At 66.9% G+C, this 19,795-nt stretch carries 16 protein-coding genes, 1 tRNA gene and 1 pseudogene; 6 read left to right on the forward strand and 12 right to left on the reverse strand.

The genetic code is table 11. The features are described from left to right. Positions 1 to 12: 12 nt before the first annotated feature. The 5 genes from RPX00_RS07395 to RPX00_RS07415 form a co-directional block, all read right to left on the reverse strand. Positions 13 to 2,637, reverse strand: coding sequence for a helicase-related protein (locus tag RPX00_RS07395; RefSeq protein WP_406638720.1), 2,625 nt, complete (start codon positions 2,635 to 2,637; stop codon positions 13 to 15). A 135-nt stretch (positions 2,638 to 2,772) separates the two neighbouring features. Continuing rightward, positions 2,773 to 4,509, reverse strand: a complete 1,737-nt coding sequence (locus RPX00_RS07400) for a hypothetical protein (protein WP_406638721.1) — start codon at positions 4,507 to 4,509, stop codon at positions 2,773 to 2,775. Positions 4,510 to 4,521: 12 nt separating this feature from the next. Then, on the reverse strand, positions 4,522 to 5,445 hold the full coding sequence (locus tag RPX00_RS07405) for a helicase-related protein (RefSeq protein WP_406638722.1): 924 nt from the start codon (positions 5,443 to 5,445) through the stop codon (positions 4,522 to 4,524). Continuing rightward, entirely contained in the window at positions 5,442 to 7,574 is a 2,133-nt protein-coding gene (locus RPX00_RS07410; protein ID WP_406638723.1) for a hypothetical protein, read from the reverse strand. The genes RPX00_RS07405 and RPX00_RS07410 overlap by 4 nt, the downstream gene beginning before the upstream one ends. Positions 7,575 to 7,605: 31 nt before the next feature. Continuing rightward, positions 7,606 to 9,090, reverse strand: a complete 1,485-nt coding sequence (locus RPX00_RS07415) for an RNA polymerase sigma factor RpoD/SigA (RefSeq protein WP_406638724.1) — start codon at positions 9,088 to 9,090, stop codon at positions 7,606 to 7,608. Between the two features lie 240 nt (positions 9,091 to 9,330). Between RPX00_RS07415 and RPX00_RS07420 the strand changes: the two genes are divergently transcribed. Further along, positions 9,331 to 10,467 (forward strand): DNA cytosine methyltransferase, encoded by a 1,137-nt coding sequence (locus RPX00_RS07420; RefSeq protein WP_406638725.1) that lies wholly within the window; start codon positions 9,331 to 9,333, stop codon positions 10,465 to 10,467. Between the two features lie 410 nt (positions 10,468 to 10,877). Here RPX00_RS07420 and RPX00_RS07425 read toward each other — a convergent pair. The 5 genes and pseudogenes from RPX00_RS07425 to RPX00_RS07445 all read right to left on the reverse strand — a co-directional run bounded on the left by RPX00_RS07425 (position 10,878) and on the right by RPX00_RS07445 (position 14,939). Beyond that, positions 10,878 to 10,950, reverse strand: a tRNA-Ala gene (locus RPX00_RS07425). A 72-nt stretch (positions 10,951 to 11,022) separates the two neighbouring features. Beyond that, positions 11,023 to 11,854 (reverse strand): annotated as a pseudogene (gene glpR, locus RPX00_RS07430) (gephyrin-like molybdotransferase receptor GlpR). 161 nt (positions 11,855 to 12,015) lie between these two features. Continuing rightward, on the reverse strand, positions 12,016 to 12,675 hold the full coding sequence (locus tag RPX00_RS07435; RefSeq protein WP_406638726.1) for a GNAT family N-acetyltransferase: 660 nt from the start codon (positions 12,673 to 12,675) through the stop codon (positions 12,016 to 12,018). A 3-nt stretch (positions 12,676 to 12,678) separates the two neighbouring features. Beyond that, positions 12,679 to 14,037 (reverse strand): gephyrin-like molybdotransferase Glp, encoded by a 1,359-nt coding sequence (gene glp, locus RPX00_RS07440; protein WP_406638727.1) that lies wholly within the window; start codon positions 14,035 to 14,037, stop codon positions 12,679 to 12,681. Beyond that, positions 14,034 to 14,939, reverse strand: a complete 906-nt coding sequence (locus RPX00_RS07445) for a UTP--glucose-1-phosphate uridylyltransferase (RefSeq protein WP_406638728.1) — start codon at positions 14,937 to 14,939, stop codon at positions 14,034 to 14,036. Before RPX00_RS07445 ends, glp begins: the two co-directional genes overlap by 4 nt. Positions 14,940 to 14,963: 24 nt before the next feature. Between RPX00_RS07445 and RPX00_RS07450 the strand changes: the two genes are divergently transcribed. The 4 genes from RPX00_RS07450 (at position 14,964) to mscL (ending at position 17,867) form a co-directional block, all read left to right on the forward strand. After that, on the forward strand, positions 14,964 to 15,563 hold the full coding sequence (locus RPX00_RS07450) for a 5-formyltetrahydrofolate cyclo-ligase (protein ID WP_406638729.1): 600 nt from the start codon (positions 14,964 to 14,966) through the stop codon (positions 15,561 to 15,563). A gap of 688 nt (positions 15,564 to 16,251) precedes the next feature. Beyond that, positions 16,252 to 16,587, forward strand: a complete 336-nt coding sequence (locus tag RPX00_RS07455; RefSeq protein WP_406638730.1) for an FmdB family zinc ribbon protein — start codon at positions 16,252 to 16,254, stop codon at positions 16,585 to 16,587. Positions 16,588 to 16,716: 129 nt separating this feature from the next. Next, entirely contained in the window at positions 16,717 to 17,376 is a 660-nt protein-coding gene (locus tag RPX00_RS07460; protein ID WP_406638731.1) for an SAF domain-containing protein, read from the forward strand. Positions 17,377 to 17,450: 74 nt separating this feature from the next. After that, entirely contained in the window at positions 17,451 to 17,867 is a 417-nt protein-coding gene (gene mscL / locus RPX00_RS07465; RefSeq protein ID WP_406638732.1) for a large-conductance mechanosensitive channel protein MscL, read from the forward strand. A gap of 4 nt (positions 17,868 to 17,871) precedes the next feature. Here the strand turns inward: mscL and RPX00_RS07470 are convergent, their stop codons facing one another. Together RPX00_RS07470 and RPX00_RS07475 are read right to left on the reverse strand one after the other, a co-directional pair. After that, the gene (locus RPX00_RS07470; RefSeq protein WP_406638733.1) at positions 17,872 to 18,045 is read right to left on the reverse strand and encodes a hypothetical protein; all 174 of its coding nucleotides are present in this window, start codon (positions 18,043 to 18,045) and stop codon (positions 17,872 to 17,874) included. A gap of 54 nt (positions 18,046 to 18,099) precedes the next feature. Then, positions 18,100 to 18,600: a molybdenum cofactor biosynthesis protein B gene (locus RPX00_RS07475; protein WP_009083558.1), complete on the reverse strand. Its 501-nt coding sequence runs from the start codon at positions 18,598 to 18,600 to the stop codon at positions 18,100 to 18,102. 123 nt (positions 18,601 to 18,723) lie between these two features. Here RPX00_RS07475 and RPX00_RS07480 point away from each other — a divergent pair, with 123 nt between their 5' ends. Further along, positions 18,724 to 19,782, forward strand: a complete 1,059-nt coding sequence (locus tag RPX00_RS07480; RefSeq protein ID WP_406638734.1) for an NAD-dependent epimerase/dehydratase family protein — start codon at positions 18,724 to 18,726, stop codon at positions 19,780 to 19,782. Positions 19,783 to 19,795: the final 13 nt, after the last annotated feature.

Raw genomic sequence — 19,795 nt, forward strand, 5'->3', positions numbered from 1 at the left:
CGCAGGTGGCGTTCAGCCTGATGAACAGCCGGGGCGACGAGTCCTTGCAGGCCCGCGACGTCGACTGGACCAGGGTTTGTACGCGCCTGGTGCCAGCCGAGTTCCGTCAGCGCGTCGCGGACCGAGGCCATGCGGGGCGATCAACGCGAACGACGGGTTCTCCGGAGTCGGGAACTGCGCTGTCAGCCAGGCGACCGCGACGACCTGGCCGCGCTTGTTGGTCAACGTGCCGACCAGCAGCACCGTGGGCGCGTCCACGGCACCTCGCACGGCGAACACCTCGTTGCGGCCCAACGCGGCCAGCGCTCGGTCCGCCGCCCAGTCCAGCACCGGGTGCAGTGGCGCGAGATAGTGCGCGTCCGGCCAGCTCAGCTTCGTGGCGTCGCGCAACGCGGCAGCCAGCCGGTCCTTGCCGCGCGCCGGGGTGGTGGCCAGCACCAGCTTCTCGGTGACCTTGCGTTCGGCGAGGTATCGCTGCGGAAGCACATCGAAACGCTGCGCCAGATCCGGCGGCGGAACGAGTTCCGCGGTGCCGAAGCCGACATCCCTTCGCCAGCCGACACCGCCCTTCGCCGGTGCCGCGGTCGGGTCGATAAACGCCTGACGTAACGCGTCGTCCAGATAGGACACATCGTCCGGGTAAAGAGCGGGGCCAGTTTCAGTCGGCTCCGACAGTCCTGGCTCCGGCTGTGATGTGCTGGGAGTATCGAAGAGCTGGGCGAACAATGCGGTGAGGTCGTTGCCCGCGGCGACGTCCGTGACCGGGCGGACCACATCGTCGAGTTCCTTGCGGCCAGCCAGCACCATGCGAATGTCGTCCTCCTCGCTCTTCACGTCGTAGTGGCCCATCAGCGAGGCGACGTCGCCGAGCGCAGTGTGCGCCTCGTTCTCCTTGTCCAGCAGCCTGGCCAGAATCCGCACGTCACCGGCGAACTCCTCACCGTCCGGATCCAGCAGCAGCGCAGTGATCAGCGGCGGATTTTTCTGCCCGTACCGGTCGATCCGGCCGTTGCGTTGCTCGATCCGGATCAGGCTCCACGGGATGTCGTAGTGGATCAGGTGGTGGCATTGCGCGTGCAGGTTGACGCCCTCGGACGCGACATCCCCGGTGACGAGCACCCGCACCGGTGCCTGTTCCTGTTTGAACTGCTCGACGACCGCTTGCTGTTCGTCGTCGGCGAGCCCGCCGTGCATCAACGCCACCGCGTCGGCGGGCATTTTCAGGTCCTTCGGCAGAGTGCGGTGAAGCCAGCGCAACGTCTCCAACCGCTCGGCGAACACCACCGCACGCACCGGCTTGTTCTTGCCGACCCCGATCCGCTTCAGGTGCTCCACCAGCCGCTGGTACTTCGCCGAGGTCCGGCAGTTGTCGTTCAGCTCGGCAAGTTCGTGCAGAGCCCGGCGTTCCCGCGCGGCCCGGTCGTCGTCGCCGAGTCTGCCAAGCCTGCCGTCAATGCTTTCCCGCAAAGCGGCCGGTGAGGACAGGAACGCCTTGGCCAACGTCCAGGGAAACAGCGATGCATTCTGTCCCGAATACGGGCTCCCACCCGCTCCCGGCCACAGCCAGGTGTCCGCGAGTTCTCGGGCAACCGCGTTCTCCTCGGCCGTCGCCCGGACGAGCACATTCTCTGGTTCCTGCCGCGGAGCCCAGTCGGCACCGACGACCTGTGCGACCTCAGGGCTGTGCCGGTGCCTGCGCACGACCAGCCTGCGGACCTCGTCTTTGTCGAGCCGACCGTCCGGTGGGACTGCGGACGGGTCGAGCAGCCGGAGCAGTTCGGTGAACGAGTCCGCACGGCCGTTGTGCGGTGTGGCCGACGCCAGGATCAACGCCTCGGCGTTACGGGCGAGAATCCTCGCCAGCCGGTTGTTCAACGTCGCCGAGTTGGACAGGTTGTGTGACTCGTCGATCACCACTGCGTCCCAGCGCTGCTTGCTCAGGCTCGCCACGTAACGGTCGGACTTCAGCGTGTCGATCGAGATGATCGCGCGCTTGAAATAGGTGAACGGATTACGGGTGGCAGGCAACTTCTGCCGCACCCGCTGAATGCCCGCCGAGTCCAGCCGGACGAACGGCAACGCGAACCGGCACCAAAGCTCGTGCTGCATTTGTTCCAGCACGTGCCTGGGCGTCACCACGAGAATGCGTTCGCCTCGCCCACGACGCACCAGTTCCGAGAGGATCATGCCGATTTCGAGGGTCTTGCCGAGCCCGACCGCGTCAGCGAGGAGCAGCCGTGGCCGTAGGTTTGCTGGATCGAGCGCCTTGCGAACCGCCGACTGCTGATAACTCAACGCGTCGGCGAGCCCCCTTGTAGCCACCGACAACGCCTGCTCGCCGATGGGATGCGGGATCTTGCGGGTCGTCGACTCCAGCCACAGCCGGGCAGTGCGGTAACGCGGGCTTTCGTCGGCAACGACTGCAGCGTCGGCTGGCTCCAGCGGAACGATCTCGTCGAGACTGCGGTAGAATGACGCGCTGGTGTCCCTGACCAGCTCGCCAAGTCCTTGCACATGCACGAGCTTCCCGTCAGCGGTGTCTTCCACCGCGCTGACCAGCCATTCCTCTCCCCTGATCAGCACCGTCGAACCAGGCGCGAACGCATCGTCGTCGGCTTCGGGCTTCGTCGCCGTCACAGCTGCCTCTCGGTCGTTGTTACATCACTGATTGACATGGTCGACATCGCGGCGGGCTCGTTACCGGCTAGTCCGGGCCCGCGGTTTCGACCCAACCGTCCGCCTGCTGAGCCGAGACCAAACGGCGACGCCGGGTTATGAGCCGATTCGCAGGTAACCGCCGCGGCCGAACAGCGTGCCCCGGTTCAGAAACCGGTTAAAGAACCGGCACGACGGCTCACCAAGGTGCACGCAGGCGCTGCACGCTCCGCTACCGCGGCTGCACCCCGGATCCAGCGGACATCGGTGCTCGGTGTCCACAAATGCCGTGACCAAATCGTCCAAATTGGACTCGAACACGGCCTGCAAACCGCCGAGAACGAAGTCACCACGAGCCGCCGCATACACGAAAAACCCCAGGTGACCGGGCACCAGGTACTCGCTCAGCGCGTCTCGTTCGATGCCGGAAAACGCCGCGGTCTGCCGGATGAACCGGTGCGCATAGGTGTGGATCAACCGCAGCAGGTCCGCGCCCGGTGAAGTGGCGGACTGAGAGTCCTTCTTGTCCGGCGGTATTGCGGACTCCAGGATCGCCACCCTGGCCCTCACAGGATCGGTGGAGCCAGCCGGCCACCCGGCCAGCGCATGGCCGTTCCCGGTCAGCCAGTTCGCCACCCGCACCGGGTCCAGGCGAACCAGGTACGCCTCAGTCTTCGCTAGGTTGCCGTAGAGCCGATAACCGCCTCCACGCCGACGGAACGGCACCAGCGTGCACTTCGCCGGGTTGTCGTCGCCCCTGGTGAACCCATACATGGCCGTGAGGACCGGGAACCGGTCGACCAGGTCGAGTCCGTCGATCCCGGCGCGCGCCAGCGCCGCTGGGTAGGCCCTGCGATAGCGCTGATCGAGCTGGTCACCAGCCGTGGCGCTGCGCAACTCGGTGCTCTGCTGCCTGCATTCGGCCAGCGCCATGGCGATGTCGACAGCCGCGCGCTCAGCATCCTCTCGGCGTGATTCAGATAAGGAATCAACCGGATGCTCGCCGGGCTTGGCCAGTTGTCCGCCCTGCGCTGCCATGTTCGCCATATTTTCAGCGAACGTCTCGTCCATGCCGCCTTTGATCAGTTGGGCGAGTAAATCTTCCTTGGTCTGCTTCGCAACAACGTCCGCTGGACGCTGGGCGACGAGACCGTCCACCACCCACGCCAGCGCTTTTCGGGCACCGCCAGCCAATTTGAGATTCTCCCGATGTTCCGGGTGCGGCGGGTTGATCAGCACCATGCCTCGTGGCGTATAAACGGTGCGCGCCTTGTGCACGTTCCAGCGGAACGTGCCGTTGCCACACGGACATTGCCGGTTGAACCCTAGTCCGTTCATCGTCGTCATGCGGCATTCCGGACACACGAACGTGATGTCCGCCGCCTTAGCACTTTTCGGAATGACAACCTTGACGTCGTCGTGTGTGGCACACCGTCGGATCCACGGAACTTCGACCCGGCCGCAGTCGTGAATACCGACAAAATGCAGCTGTCCCCAACGGCGCTGTCCGCATTTACACGGCCTGTTCAGGGATTTACCAATGCGCTTGCAGGCACGGCACAACCACACCTCCGGATACCGTTCGACGGTGACGCCTCGCCGCTCGTCCAACTCGACGACGTCAACCGGTGCCCCACGAAGCAGTTCCGCCCCGACTCCGCTGTCTTTGTCTTTTGCGGTCCACGCCGCGATCTCGCGCAGCAAACTCCATCGCACCCGGTCTGTGTCCACCTCAATCGACATGGGTGCCGACCACTCGGTGACCCGGTAGATGTCGCCGCGAAGGTCGACAGTCTGATCCGGCAGAAACGTCCGCAAGATTTGGCTGCCGCTTCGACTTCCCAAAATCGTCATGTCGTTCCAAGCTCAATCGTGAATGGGTGCGGTCGCTTCGACGTCCCGCAGGCTCATCATCGGCGGATTCGGCCCGACCTCGCCAATGAAGTTCGTCTTCAGGGTCGGATCTTCGAGGTCGGCAAACCATTCCTTCAGCCAGTCGACGATCTGCTGCTGATGCAAGGAGTCCTCGGCACCGTCGAGGCCGAACACCGCCGCGACCGCGTTCGCCTCGTCCTGCGGCGTCAGCCCGATGGCGCGCAGGTAGTCGCGCAGCTTCTTCGGCGTACTCAACCGCTGCTTGCTCGCCGGTTCCCGGATCATCAACGTCCGAGCAGCGACTGCACCCGCGATCGTGAGATCGAGGACGCGACGGCTGCGCCTGGTGATCGGGATCGGATCGACGAACCGGTCACCCTGGCGCACATACGGACCGAACTGCCGGAACGTCTGAGCATCCCGCTCTCGGCCGATCTTGTGCAGCACGTACACCAGGCCCGGCCGCGTACGGCCGACCCGGGCGGTCGTCTGGATGAACTCCGCGGTGGTCAGCGGCAGGCCGAGCATCACCATCGTGTTGAGCCGTTCGACGTCCACCCCATGCGAAAGCATCGAACTCGCGGCGACCACGTGCACCCGCTCGGCGAAGTCGTCCTCCGGCTTCTCCAAACGTTCCAGAATGGCCCGGACCTCGTCGAACTCAGTCTGGCCGGTGAGCTGTTCGACGTTGATCCCTTCGACGGTGTTGTTGCTGCCGAGACTCCGCCCGGCAGCTTCTACGTCGTAGAGCGTGGAGCCGTACACGACGTTGGTGCCATATTGGCTGACCAGCATCTCGGCGTGTTTGGGATCGACGCCTGCTTCCGAGCAGACCCTCACCGGGTCGTCGATCAACTCCCTGACACAGCGTTGCAACGTGTCGAGGGTGCGATCGCTGACATGTTCGAGAGTCACCCCCGAGGTGCGACGGCAACGAACCGGCGCAACGGCTGGGAGGTCGGCACCGTCCAGAACGACTCGCCGGCGCGCGGACCGGGCTGTGGGAACACCCGGCCTTCGCGCTGGTAAAGCACGTCGATCTGCCGTTCATAGCCGGTCAGCGTGGCGCTGCTGGCCACGATCTTGGCTCGGCTCCCGGTCGTTTCGTGCTGCAGATGATCGAGCAGGCTCTCGTAGTGCGCATCGACCGCGCCGAGGCTGTCCCGCAGTAGGTGCAACTCATCCTGGAGCCGTAGCGTCGGCGCGAACCGTTTCGGGTCCATCGGCAACTCCTGCAAACTGCCCTGGCAGTTCGGCACCAGGCAGCCGTTCGGCGACTTCGCGCGGTCCGCGTAGGTGAACCCGTGCCACTTCTCCGAACAGAACCTGCGAGGTGGACCAACCAGTCCACGCATGGCCTGCTGCATACCGATCGACGCCGCCTTGTCCAAAGTCCCGACCACCACTGTCGGCAGGAATCGGTACACCTCCTGGTCCACCACGTACACCGGGAGCGGTCGACTCACGGAACGACAACTCTTGTTGGTGCACCAGTGTTCGAGCGTCCAACGCTGCCTGTTGAAGTGCATGCGCAGGTTCTCGTCACGGCAGAACGGGCAGCGCAACAGTACTTGGTACTTGCCCGGCATCACCGGGCTGTCGGGGGTGACGTCGTCGTCCTTCGCCGTCGCTGTCGGCACGATCTTGTTGGGGGTGCCTGCCTGCCCGACAAGGAAGCCAAGGCTGAACGGCGCCCCACCGACCTCGTGGTTCTGACGCACGGTTTCCGCAGAGGCCAGGCTGTCGGCGAACCGTTGAGTCTGTTGCAAACTGAGCAAACGCAAAGGAAAACGGGACCAGGCCGTCACACCCATGATCTTTCCGGTGAGCCGGTCGTAGAACGCGGCCGTCAGCAACAACCCCAGGTACGTTTCGGTCTTGCCTCCACCGGTGGCGAACCAGACGGTGTCGACATACTTGGCTTCGTCCGCCGGTTCGGCCAGGAACCGGATCGACGACAGCAGGAAACCAACCTGGAATGGTCGCCAGTCCGAGTACTTGCCCAGGGTGCTGTCCCCGATCGCCTCGTTCATCAACTGGAACGCTCGCAACAGTGTCGGCGTGGATTCCAGCAACGCCAAACCGGTACGTAGCCGGTCCAGCTCGGCAATGACGGCCTGCGCCGACGTGTCGGCCTCGGCACGCATGTCGTCCGTCCAGCCCTTGGCATCATGCCGCTTGTCCAGCACGGCTGGCGACCAGTGCGCGTCGTCGTACTCAGCCAGCGCATCCACCAGCTTCGCCAGCTGCGGCAACGGGTCACGGGCTAGGGTCGCGAAGCTCAGATCCGGCTTCGCATAGGTATCGTCCCAGTAGGTGGGCCTGCTGGTTTGCACGCTGACGGTGTCCGTGCTGCGGAAGAGTCCTGGCTTCAACTCGTCAACCCCGACGTTGACTCCGTACGCTGGCACGTCCCGCTCGTAGCGGAAGCTGTCAGGAAGCGACTCCATCTGAAACGGCACCGTTGCCAGACCCGAGATTTCGATCTCGGTCTCGTACAGGTGCGAATCGGTGAGCCCCTTCTCCGGGCTGGTGTTAACCAGCTGCACCACCACTTCGGTCCGCTGGTGCCAGTCCTCCACCTCGACGCGTATCTCCGCGGTCAGACCCGGTGCACCCACGGCAGCGAAGGCTGCGGCCAGTTGCGCGGAGCCGAACGACCCGCCGTTGGCACCGACCAACACGGGCACCTTTTCTTCGACGAGGTCCGTGCGCCACCAACGCTTGTCCGGATCAGGCCCGTCTTTGTCATCCTTCACCCATCCCCTGGCGCGTACCGTCACAGTCATCGACCACGGCGGGGGGCTTGCCGGGCGTAACCGGATGCCGATAGCACAGGGGTCCAGTCGCTCGGACCGTTCGTCACCAGCAGCTTTCTGGATTTCTGCCTCACAGGCCAGCCGACCCAGCCAGAAGGTTCCCGACGGGGCAACCTCCAGGCGGTCCAGACCATCCCCTCGCCCGGCTGCGACGACGCGGCGGTCAAGCCAGTCGACGAACGCCTGGCACGCTTGTTCCGGCGACTGGGCGCTGCTGCCGTTCACTTGCTTCGATCCCCTCCAGGACAACGTCGGCTCAGCCAAACTTCGAGTCATCCATGATGTACGACCGCAAAGAGGTTGTACATCTGCTCTCGCGCAACTTGGTGAACGAACGCTTTTCAAGCTGCCGGATGCGCTCGCGGGTCACACCCAACGACGCGCCTATGGCATCGAGCGTCTCATCGTCGCCGGTACCGATACCGTACCTGCGTTCCAGCACCTGGACCTCTCGCACCGAGAGACAAGAGCGAAGCGCGCAGGTCAAATCCTCCCTCATCTGTGCATGGACAGCGATCTGCGCCGGATCGGTCCGCCCATCGCGGTCGTCCTCCGTGGCGAGTACGTCGGACAAACGAAGATCACCGTCGTCCCCCAACAAGCCATCGAGGCTGATCACTGGCTTGTCCAGGTCTAATAGCGCCTGAATCTGGCCCGGTTCCATCTGGGTTTCATCAGCGATCTCGGCCAACGCGGGTTCCCTGCCGAGCCGCCCGGTAAGATCACGCACCGCTTTCCGTACTTTCTGGACTTTCTCGTGCATATGAACGGGGATGCGGATCAACCTGCCGCGATCACCGATGCCGCGCTCGATTGCCTGCCTGATCCACCACGTGGCGTACGTCGAAAACTTGAACCCCTTCGACCCGTCGAACTTCTCCGCTGCCCGGATCAGGCCGCAGTTCCCATCCTGGATGCGGTCCAGGAACTCCACCCCAGACGACTCGTAATGCCGGAGCTTGGCGATTGACACCACTAGCCTCAGATTGGCGCACACCAATTCGTTGTGAGCACGTCGCCCGCGCTCGACCCGCGCCTGCAGGCTCCGGCGCAGAGCGTCTCCCAACGCGTCGACCGCGGGCTGGTTCAGCTCGCCTCGGGCTGCGACACCCTGCGAGATCAACGACCACAATTCGATCTCTCGCGGACCATCGATCAGGAGGCAACTAGCCAACGTCTTCAAGTACTGGCCGACCGCATCCTGATGATGCCCCAGACTCACCTCCCTCCGCCGCCGGAGCGAAGCGGAGTCGTCCGGCTCAACTCCAGCGTCTGCCAGCCGCTCCAACAGCTCGTGATGCTGGAAAGTACTGAACCCTCGCTTGCTGACGAGCAGTGCGATGTCTGCCTGAGTGAGTCGCTCGCCTTTCCGCAGCCAGTCCCCGAGCAAATCGTCGAACGCCTGTCCCACGGCGTCATCGGCACTCCGCAAGACGGTTGGTTCTGGCTCGTCCCCGAACATCCAGGCGAGGTCAACGCTAGGTGGCTCATCTGCGGAATCGGCAACCTCCCGACTCAGTTCGTCAACTGACGTGCCGGTAACTCCTTCACCGGTCGAGTTCAACTCGTCTTGCTCCAAAGCCCCCAACAACCGATCGACGTCGCGGTGGCTCAGACGATGACGTACGACGAACTCGCATATGATCCGCCGTCCCAGACGTCCGCCGTGATTCGTCGAGATCGAACGCAGTTCGTCGGCAAGACTGTCGACATCCGGCGCGGGGCGCGCAAGGGCCGCCATGGTCAAACCTCCCTTCGGTTCCAGAGAAACGTCGGGGAGAAACACCCCAACGTTAAACACGCAGGCGAGGTTGTTACCAATCGTTATCAAGACCGACGTTCCGCGCAAGTCTCGCCGGCAGCATCTCCGTCGCAGGTCCGAGAGCCAACTGGCCAAGTTCTTCGCGTCCACCGGATTTGCCGCCCCCCGGACCGAGCATCCGGTCACCCTCCGCAGCCCTAAATCGACTAGAGTCCCATCGTGACCGCTCGACCCTTGATGATCTCTGCTGTCGACCTCTTTTGCGGCGTGGGCGGCCTCTCGTATGGCCTGCGCGAGGCTGGCGTTCACATCGCCGCCGGCATCGACATCGACGCAGCCTGCGCATACCCGTTCCGCACCAACATTCGGGCACCGTTCCATCAGCAGGACATCCGCCATGTCGAGGCAGCCGATCTCGCAGCAATGTGGCCTGCCAAGGCCCGCATCCGTGTCCTGGCCGGCTGCGCCCCGTGCCAGCCGTTTTCCTCGTACCGGCGAGGCGTCGACACGTCGAAGGAACCCGCCTGGCCGCTGGTTGACGAGATGTTCCGGCTCATCGCCGGGACATTGCCAGAGGTGGTCACGATGGAAAACGTCACCCGCATAGGCAGTGCTTCGGTCTTCAGGAACTTCGTCACCGGCCTCCAAGAACTCGGCTATCACGTCGATGCTCAGTCCTGCTACTGCCCAGCACACGGCGTACCTCAGCACCGCAGACGAATGGTCCTCCTTGGTTCACGATTGGGCGAGATCACCGTGCCGAAGGGCACCCTTGGTCCCGAGGAGTACCCCACCGTGCGTCAGGCGATCCATGCTCTCTCACCGATAGCACACGGAGAAACAGACCCTCTGGATCGCCTCCACAAGAGCCGTAGTCTGAGCACGACCAACTTGAAGCGGATCAAGCGGTCCAAGCCTGGCGGGACATGGGAAGACTGGCCGGAAGAACTTCGATCCGCATGTCACCGGAAGGCGTCCGGATCGACCTTCCGCAACGTCTACGCGCGCATGGTTTGGGACGAGCCCTCGCCCACGATCACCACCATGGCATACAACTTCGGCACTGGCCGGTTCGGCCACCCCGAACAAGACCGGGCCCTCACCTTACGAGAGGCAGCCAACCTGCAAAGCTTCCCGCCGGATTACGAGTTCGTAGCCCCAGACGGGCCAGTCCAGTTCGCCCCGCTTGGCCGGCTCATCGGCAACGCCGTACCACCCCGGCTCGCCGAAGCCGTAGGTCGAACGATTGTGGATCATGCCAAAGCAACCGCTGGGAACTCGACCAACACCGCAGTCACTCGGCAGGCTAGCCGACGCTCAAAACAACGAGTCCGCCCTCGCGAACGCAACGGCTGATCCGATGCGAACACCGGGATGCCGACCGTAGGCGTCACCCCGCTTCAGCAGACGATCCGACTGGAGAGCATCCCTTTCGTGCATGGGATGGCAACGCGAGAGTCACCGGCCTGATAGCAGCGGGTGAAGTGATCATCGCTCGCGATCGGTGTCCCCGAGTAGCCCGGTGAACCGCCACAGCGCACCGCCATCAGCAATCTCGGTCCTCTTGTCTGGATGGTGTCGTTTACCGCACGTGCAGTAATGCTGGTTCACCGTCGCCGGAACTACGTCGAGGCGACCGACTTCGAGCAGCGAGGGCGTAGTGAACAGCACGCCGATTGCCACATTCTTGTCGCGGTGGGCGCAGGCGACACAAAGAAGCGAAAATGGCTCCGACTCTTGATGCAGGTCGGAGCCATTTTCTACTGTGGAGCTGAGGGGAATCGAACCCCTGACCTTCTCGATGCGAACGAGACGCGCTACCAACTGCGCTACAGCCCCTAGGAGCGTGAGCCCCTGTTGTTCAGTGCTTGGAAAGCTTAGCAGCGCCCTCCAGGCACCGAACAGCGGGGGTCACTCTCCGACCGCCCGGCGGTAGGGGCCCGCGCTGGGCTCGTCGAGTTCCTCGAAGGCGGGGTCCTCGTCGTCCAGGTCGACCACGACTGCCTGCCGGCGGATGCGGGACATCGGCGACGGCTTGCGCTCCACGATGTCGCGCGGTCCCTCAGGGGCGACGACCTCGACGTCCTCTTCTTCTTCCTCGAAGGAGTCATACGGCTCGTAGGACGCGGGCGCCTCGCGCGTCGACGTCGTCGCGTAGCGGGCCATCCGCCGCTGCCGGATCTCGTTCTCGATGCGGACCTGGCGGCGGAGGTACACGAGGTAGCCGACGAGGGCGAGGTCGACCGCGCCGTGCACCCACCACGCGAGCGAGAAGGCGAATCCGGCGATCGCGGCCGTGACGACGGCGGCGATCAGCAGGATCACGACCACCCGCTGGCGGAATGCGTACTTGGCCTTGGCCGCGATCTCCGCCGCTTCCGGGTCGAAGCCGCCCCGGCCCGGCCGGTAGCTGCGGCGTTCGCGGCGCGGTTCGGCGCGTTCCACTCGTTCCGCGCGCGAGGGCTGCGGGAGCGGCTCAGGCTCGGGTTCGGGCTCTTCGTCCAGGTCAGCGTCGAGTTCTGCCTCGAGTTCGGCGAGATCGTCCTCAACCAGAAGGCTTCGCATTGTCGGACACGGCGTCGTCCTCCTGTCCCTCGTTGCGCGCGCTGCCCCTTCGCACCACCCGGGCGGCCAGCGCGGAGGTAGGCGTCCGCGCGACTTGCTGGCGTTTGCGGGCCACCATGGGCACGAGAACGACGAGCCATGCCGCGGCGAGCGCGACGATGATCACCGAGCTGGGCATCTCCCGTCACCTCCCCCGATCCTCTGCTGTAGTCACGCTAGCCACAACAGTCACACAGGAGGCGCAGACTCGCCGGGTTCGATCACGAAAATGCATCACCGCATTAGGTGAATCTCACAGGATGTGGTAACGCGTGATCAACCTGGGACGCGTAGTCACCATCAGACCAGGTCGGCGCGCCCGGATGCCACCAGACGGGACACCAGGCCGTCGCCGGTCTCCTCTTTCGTCACGGCGAAACACAGGTGGTCACGCCAGGCTCCGGCGACGTCGAGGTAGCGCTCGAAGAGCCCTTCCTGCCGATATCCGGCCTTGGTGAGCACGCGGATGCTGGCGTTGTTCTCCGGACGCACGGTCGCCTCCAGCCGGTGCAGGCCGGCGGCATCGAAAGCGTGATCTGTCACGAGCGCGACGGCCGCGGTGGCCACGCCTCCCCGGACGATCTCGGCCGACACCCAGTACCCGATCCAGGCCGACCGGAGTGCGGCGCGGATCACGTTACCGACAGTGATCTGGCCGGCGAACTTTCCGTCCACCGTGATCGTGAACGGCAGGCATTGCCCCCGTCGCGCCAGCCCGCGCAGCGCCGCCCACTGCGACGGCCATGACCAGAACGCGTTGCGGTCGGCCCACGGCCCGATCCCGGTCGGCTCCCACTCCTCCAGGTGCTCGCGATCGCGCAGCCGCACCCGGCTCCACTCGCCGGCGTCGCGCAGCCGGACCGGGCGCACGGCGACCACGCCTGCCGGGATCCGCAGGGGTCCGAGCGTGGCGGGCCAGCCGGGGTGCCGGTTTTCGACCGAGTCGGCGAGTGCGGCCACGGATCAGGCGCGCTGGGCGAGGAAGGTGACCTTGACCTGGTCGCCCGCGGCCACCTCGGTGAGGTCCTCCTCGACGATGATGAGGCAGTTGGCCTCGGCCAGCGACGCCAGCAGGTGCGCGCCCGACGTGCCGAGCGGCTGCACCAGGTACTCGCCGTTCGCTTCGTCGCGCAGCAGCTGGCCGCGCAGGTAACCGCGGCGGCCCTTGGTCGAGGTGATCGACGACAGCAGCCGCGCCCCGACCACCCGGCGGTGCGGGTTGCGGGTGCCGCGCGCGGTGCGGATCAACGGCCGCACCAGCACCTCGAACACCACGAGCGCGCTCATCGGGTTGCCGGGGATGAGGAACGTCGGCACCGAGTCCGGGCCGAGCCTGCCGAAGCCCTGCACCGAGCCGGGATGCATCGCGACCCTGGTCAGGTCGATGTGCCCGAGATCGGACAGCGCGGCGTGCACCTCGTCGCCGGAAGTTCCGCCCGCCCCGCCCGCGACGACCACGATCTCGGACATCAGCAGCCGTCCTTCGACGACCTCGCGCAGCCGTTTCGGGTCGCCCGGCACGATGCCGACCCGGCTCACCTCGGCGCCAGCGTCGCGCGCGGCGGCGGCCAGCGCGTACGAGTTGACGTCGTAGACCTGGCCGACCGACGGCGTGCGGTCGATGTCCACCAGCTCGTCGCCGACCGACACGATCGACACCCGCGGCCGCGGGTAGACCAGCACCTTCGCGCGGCCGACCGCGGCGAGCAGCCCGACCTGCGCGGAGCCGATGGTGTCGCCCTTGCGCACCGCGACGTCGCCGATCTGCACGTCCTCGCCCGCCCGGCGCACGTAGCCTGCCGACGGCACGGACCGGGTGATGGTGACCTTGGCCTGGTGGCCGTCGGTGTAAGCGGTAGGGACCACGGCGTCGGCGAGCGTGGGCAGCGGCGCGCCGGTGTCGACGCGCACCGCCTGCCCGGGCTGCAGCCGCCGCGGCTGACGCGAACCGGCCGGGATCTCGCCGACGACCGGCAGCTGGACCGGTTCCTGTCCAGCCGTTTGCACGTCAACGCTGCGGACCGCATACCCGTCCACCGCGGCCTGGTCGAACCCGGGCAGCGCGTGCTCGGCGACCACTTCCTCCGCGCACAGCAGGCCCTGCGCCTCGGAGATCGCGACGCGAACCGGCCGCGGGCGCACCGCGGCGTCGAGGGTCAGCGCGATCTGCGCCTCGACCGAGCGGAAATCTCCCGACTCGACGGATTCTTCCGCCGGGGCAACGATTTCCGCCGATTCCGCAGCGGCGACCGCCTGAACCGCCGGTTCGGTCGCGGGGTCTTCGGCCGGGGTGACTGGAGTGGAGTCGAGAGAGTCCGTCATGGGCGATCGTTTCCGATCCGTTCGGTCAGCCAGGTGCGCAGCGAGGGCCCGTAATCCGGGTCCTCGAGCGCGAAATCGACGGCGGCGCGCAGGAATCCGCCGGGGTTGCCCAGGTCGTGCCGCCCGCCGCGGTGGACGACGATGTGCACCGGATGCCCTTCCTGGATCAGCAGCGCGACGGCGTCGGTGAGCTGCAGCTCGCCGCCCGCACCGGGCTCGATCCGGCGCAGCGCGTCGAAAATCGCCCGGTCGAGCAGGTACCGCCCCGCCGCGGCGTAGGTCGACGGCGCGTCCTCCGGCTTGGGCTTCTCGACCATGCCGTGGACCTGCTTGACGTCCGGGTCGCCGGTGTCGGTGACGTCGAAGACGCCGTACGGCGAGATCTGCTCCTTCGGGATGTCGAAGGCGCAAAGCACACTGCCGCCGTACTGGGCGCGGACGGCCGACATCCGGTCGAGGACCCCGGCGGGCAGCACCAGGTCGTCGGGCAGCAGCACGGCGACCGCGGTGTCCTCGTCGGTGAGATTCGGCTCCGCCTGCGCGACGGCGTGCCCGAGCCCGAGCGCCTGCTCCTGGATCGCGACCTCGACGTCCAGCAGCTCCGGCCCGCGACGGACCTTCGCCAGCAGCTCGGTCTTGCCCTTGTCCTCGAGCGTTTTCTCCAGGTCCGGCTTCGCCTCGAAGTACCGGACGACAGCTTCCTTGCCCGGCGAGGTGACGATCACCAGCCGCTTCGCACCCGCACTCGCCGCCTCCGCGGCGACGATCTCGATCCCCGGCGTGTCGACCACCGGAAGCAGCTCTTTGGGCACCGCTTTCGTCGTCGGCAGGAATCGCGTGCCGAGGCCTGCGGCAGGCACGATGGCGGTTCTGAAGGTCTGGGTGGTTGAGGCGCCCGTCATGGGCGCAAAGCCTAACCTGGTCTCATGCACGAGCCGGGCAATGAGACCCCGAGCAAGGCGGAGTGGCGGACACGAATCCTTCGCACCCGCGCCGAACTGCCCCCCGAAGCCCACGCTCGCGAGGCAGCCGCCCTGGCGACCGCGGCATCGTCGATCCACGCGGAAACGGTCTGCGCGTACCTCCCTTTCGGCACTGAGCCTGGTCGAATTTCCCTGGTGAACGCCCTGGTCTCGGCAGGTGCCAGGGTCCTGCTGCCCGTCATCCCGGACACTCCCGGCCCACTCGACTGGGCCGAGTACACCGGCCCGGACGCCCTGGCCCCCGGCCGCCTCCGCGGCGTCCTGGAACCGTCCGGCCCACGCCTGGGCGTCGCGGCGGTGGAGACGGCACAGGCGCTGCTGATCCCAGCCCTGGCCGTCGACCGCCACGGCACCCGCCTCGGCCGCGGAGCCGGCTACTACGACCGCACCCTGGCCAACGCGACAGGCACCGCCCGCGTGGCTGTAGTGCGCGCAGAGGAGCTAGTGGACCGTCTCCCGGCCGAACCCCACGACGTGCCCATGACCGCCGTCCTGACGCCCTCCGGCCTCATCCAGCTACCTGCTGCCGCCGCGGCCTCGTGAGGCAGTGGTCAAGACCACTCGCCCGGGCGCGCCCGTCCTCCGACGCCGCCTGAGCCGGGGCGACGACCGCTCGGGCCGGACGTCCCCGCCACAGAACGTTCAGCAGCGACCACACCACCAGCCTCAGCTGACACCCGACGGCCACGGCTTGAAGCCGTCGGCTGACTACGCCACCACCAGCGTCAGCGGACGCCCGACTCCGCCAGCCGCCCACCGCCAGCCGCCAGCCGTCCGCCGCCTGGCGTCCACAGCCAGCCGCCCACCGCCCGGCGTCCGCTGCCTGACGTCCACCGCCTGGCGTCCACAGCCAGCCGTCCGCCGTCCGCCGCCTGGCGCCAGCCATCCGCCGCCCGGCGTCCACAGCCGCACGAACCACCCAAACCGCACATCCGCACCCAACCCACGCCGCCAGCCACACCCGGCAGCCGCCGAACCCGCCGCGGCCCAGCAGCCCACAAGCACCGTTCTGGCCCCACCTGAGCACCCCAGCGACGGCCCAACCGACCGAACCAGCCGCAGTCCAGCCGAACAGCCACCCCCTCGACAGGCACCCTGACCAGCGCTAACCCGCCGCTGCCCCTTCCGCCACAGCACTGTGAGCAAGGGGTAATTGCGCTGGGGGAATGTCGTCCAGCACAATTGGGTTAGCACTCTTGTAGGTCGAGTGCCAGTGCATGAAGGAGCTTCAGTGCCCACGTACCAGTACGCCTGCAAGGAATGTGACCACCGCTTCGAGGCGGTGCAGTCCTTCTCCGACCCCAGCCTGACCGTCTGCCCGCAGTGCTCCGGTCCACTGCGCAAGGTCTTCAGCTCAGTCGGCGTGGTCTTCAAGGGCAGCGGGTTCTACCGCACGGATTCGCGTGATTCGAGCAAGTCGAGCACTTCCGCGACCCCGGCCAAGTCCGAGAGCGCCAAGTCCGACTCGTCGTCGACCACCTCCTCTTCCTCGTCGTCGACGTCTTCTTCGTCCTCGTCCACATCTTCCGCCTCGAGTACGACGAAAACGGCTTCCACGCCCTCCTGACCCCCGAGTTATCCACAAGGGGCCAGTTGTCCACAGGTTCGCGAATCGGCTCTTCCGGCCGGTTCGCGAGGTCCTTAACGTCGGATTCGTGCGGCATCCCGTCGCATCGGAACCGACGAGGGGACAACCGTGAACACCTTGCTCAGCCGCCTTCCCGCGCTGCCTGACCTCCGTCTGCCGCGCGGGCGGCGAGCCCGGATGCTCCGCCGGTGTCTCGCGGCGGCCCTGTTGCTGGCCGGCCTGCTCGTCCTGTTTCTCCCGCCTTCCGCGCGAGGCGCGCCCGCCACCTCCACGGTGGTCTCCGCACGCGACCTGCCCGCGGGCTCCGTCCTGCGCGCTGCGGACGTACGGACCGTCGCGCTGCCGGATGACCTCCGCCCATCCGGCGCGCTGTCGGCATCCGACGCGGCAGTGGGCCGGCTTTTGTCCGGAGCCGCCCGGGCCGGCGAGCCCATCACCGACGTCCGGCTCCTTGGCAACAACCTCCCCGTAACGGGTGAACCCGGTGCGGTCACTGTCGCCGTCCGGCTGGCGGACGCAGCGGTCGCCGAGCTGCTTCAGCCGGGACAGCGCGTGGACGTCGTCGCGGGCGCGGATACCACAAATTCCGCGTCTGTGCTGGCCAGAGGGGCTACCGTGGTCACCGTCCGGCGATCCGACGACGCCGGGAACCGCGCGCTGGGCCCGCCGCAGAAGGGTCCGCTCGTCCTGCTCGCGCTGCCGATGGAGGGTGCCACGCAGGTCGCTGCTTCCTCGCTCGAACGACCGGTAACGGTTACTCTCCGCTAACCCGACCCTGTCCCGACGGGCGACGGCTGTCTGAGGACGGCCAGACGCCCGTCCTGATTTCCCTGGGAGCAGCAGTGCTGAAAGGTTTCAAGGACTTTCTGATGCGCGGCAACGTCGTCGACCTCGCGGTCGCCGTCGTGATCGGCGCCGCGTTCACCGCGATCGTCACGGCGTTCACCAACGGCCTGATCAAGCCGTTGATCAACGCGCTCGGCGGCTCGGACGCGGCGAAGGGCCTCGGCTTCAACGTCCTGCACGGCAACGACTCGACGTTCATGGACTTCGGCGGCGTGATCAACGCGGCGATCAACTTCGTGATCGTCGCCGCGATCGTCTACTTCCTGATCGTCCTGCCGATGAAGCACATCCAGGAGCGGCGCAAGCGCGGCGAGGAGAAGGGTCCGGCCGAGCCGACGGACGTCGAGCTGCTCACCGAAATCCGCGACCTGCTGCGCGCGCAGCAGGGCAACGGCCCTTCCAGCCGCGGCTGAGGGGTCACCGATCGTGATGCGGGGGCCGGTTCTCGAGATACCACGAATCCGGAGTGGTCTCCGGGCCCCGGCCCCGCTCATCCGACGTGGTCTCCGGCAGCACGTCGCCGAAGACCTCGTCGACCCGGCGGCGGCGCTGGGCCTCGGTCACGCGGGGGCGTCGTTCCTCGTGCGGCATGGGTCCATCGTCCCACCTGCTGTTTGACAAGTGCAGAGAGATACCCGGCCGGCCTCAGACCTCTTCGAGGCCGGAAAGCTCGTCGATCACGTGCGGGACCAGCGACGAGAGGGTCGCCATGCCGTCGCGCACAGCCGCGCGCGAGCCGGCGAGGTTGACCACCAGCGTGCTGCCCGAAACGCCGGCCAGACCGCGGGAGATCCCGGCGTCGACCGCGCCCGCGGCCAGCCCCGAGGCGCGCAGGGCCTCGCCGATGCCCGGGATCGGGCGGTCGAGGACGCCGGCGGTCGCGTCCGGCGTGCGGTCGCGCGGCGACACTCCGGTGCCGCCGACCGTGATCACCAGGTCCGCCCCGCCGATCACCGCCGTGTTGAGCGCGTTGCGGATGCCCGCGGTCTCGGCCTCGACGACCACGACGCCGTCGACGATGAACCCGGCCTCCTCGAGCAGCTCGGTGACGAGCGGCCCGGAGGTGTCCTCGTGCTCCCCGTGCGCGACCCGGTCGTCCACAATCACCACGAGTGCCCGGCCCAGCCGCTGTGCGCTCCGTTCCATGCCGACACCGTATCCGGTTCCGGGCCCGCTTCGCCGCCACGGGCCCGGTGATTTCTGACGATTCGGTGACGTGGTCCGCGCGGGCCGCGCGGACGACCGGGCGGGCGGCTTACCGTCGGCCAGGTGCGAGTGCTCCTCACCGGCGGCGCCGGGTTCATCGGGTCCCGGATCGCCGACCAGCTGGCCGACGACGGCGACGAGGTCGTGGTGCTGGACAACCTGCTGTCCACCGCGCACGGCTCCACCACGCCGCCCGAATACACGCGGCGGCATCGCTTCCTGCGCGGCGACGTCACCGACGCCGAAATCGTCGCCGAACTGCTCGACGGCGTCGACGCGGTCTGCCACCAGGCCGCGGTGGTCGGCCACGGAGTGGATCCCTCCGATGCGCCCTCGTACGCGCTGAACAACGACTACGGCACCGCCGTGCTGTTGGCCGCGATGCACGCGGCGAAGGTGCGCAAGCTCGTGCTTGCCTCGTCAATGGTGGTCTACGGCGAGGGCCGTTATGCGTGCGCGGAGCACGGTGTCGTTCCGCCGTCACCTCGCCGGCAGTCCGATGTGGACGCCGGACGATTCGAACCCACCTGCCCGCATTGCGGCGCGGAGTTGGGCTGGCAACTCGTGCCCGAGAACGCACCGCTGCTGCCGCGAAGCACCTACGCGGCAACAAAACTGGCGCAAGAACACCTCGCGGGTGCCTGGGCGCGGCAGACTGGTGGCACGGTCTGGGCGTTGCGGTACCACAACGTCTATGGCCCCCGGATGCCGCAGAACACGCCGTACGCGGGGGTGGCGTCGCTGTTCCGGTCGGCGCTGGAGCGCGGCGAAGCGCCGACCGTGCTGGAGGATGGACGGCAGCAGCGGGATTTCGTGCACGTGGACGACGTGGCCCGAGCGAACGTCCTCGCGCTCCGGAGCGACGGTCCGGAGGCGGATCTCACGCCGCTGAACATCTGTTCCGGACAGCCGCACAGCGTCGGTGACCTGGCCCGGGAACTGGCCCGTGCCTGCGGAGGGCCGGAGCCGCGGATCGTCGGCGGTGCGCGGCCTGCCGATGTCCGGCACGTGGTCGCCGACCCGGCCCGGGCACGGGAGCTGCTCGGGTTTCGGGCCGAAACGTCCTTCGAGGACGGCATCGGCGCGTTCGCCACCGCGGAGCTGCGCGCACCCGTCACCTGATGAGGTGAAGATC

The sequence above is a fragment of the Amycolatopsis sp. WGS_07 genome (assembly GCF_045278895.1).
GTDB lineage: Bacteria > Actinomycetota > Actinomycetes > Mycobacteriales > Pseudonocardiaceae > Amycolatopsis.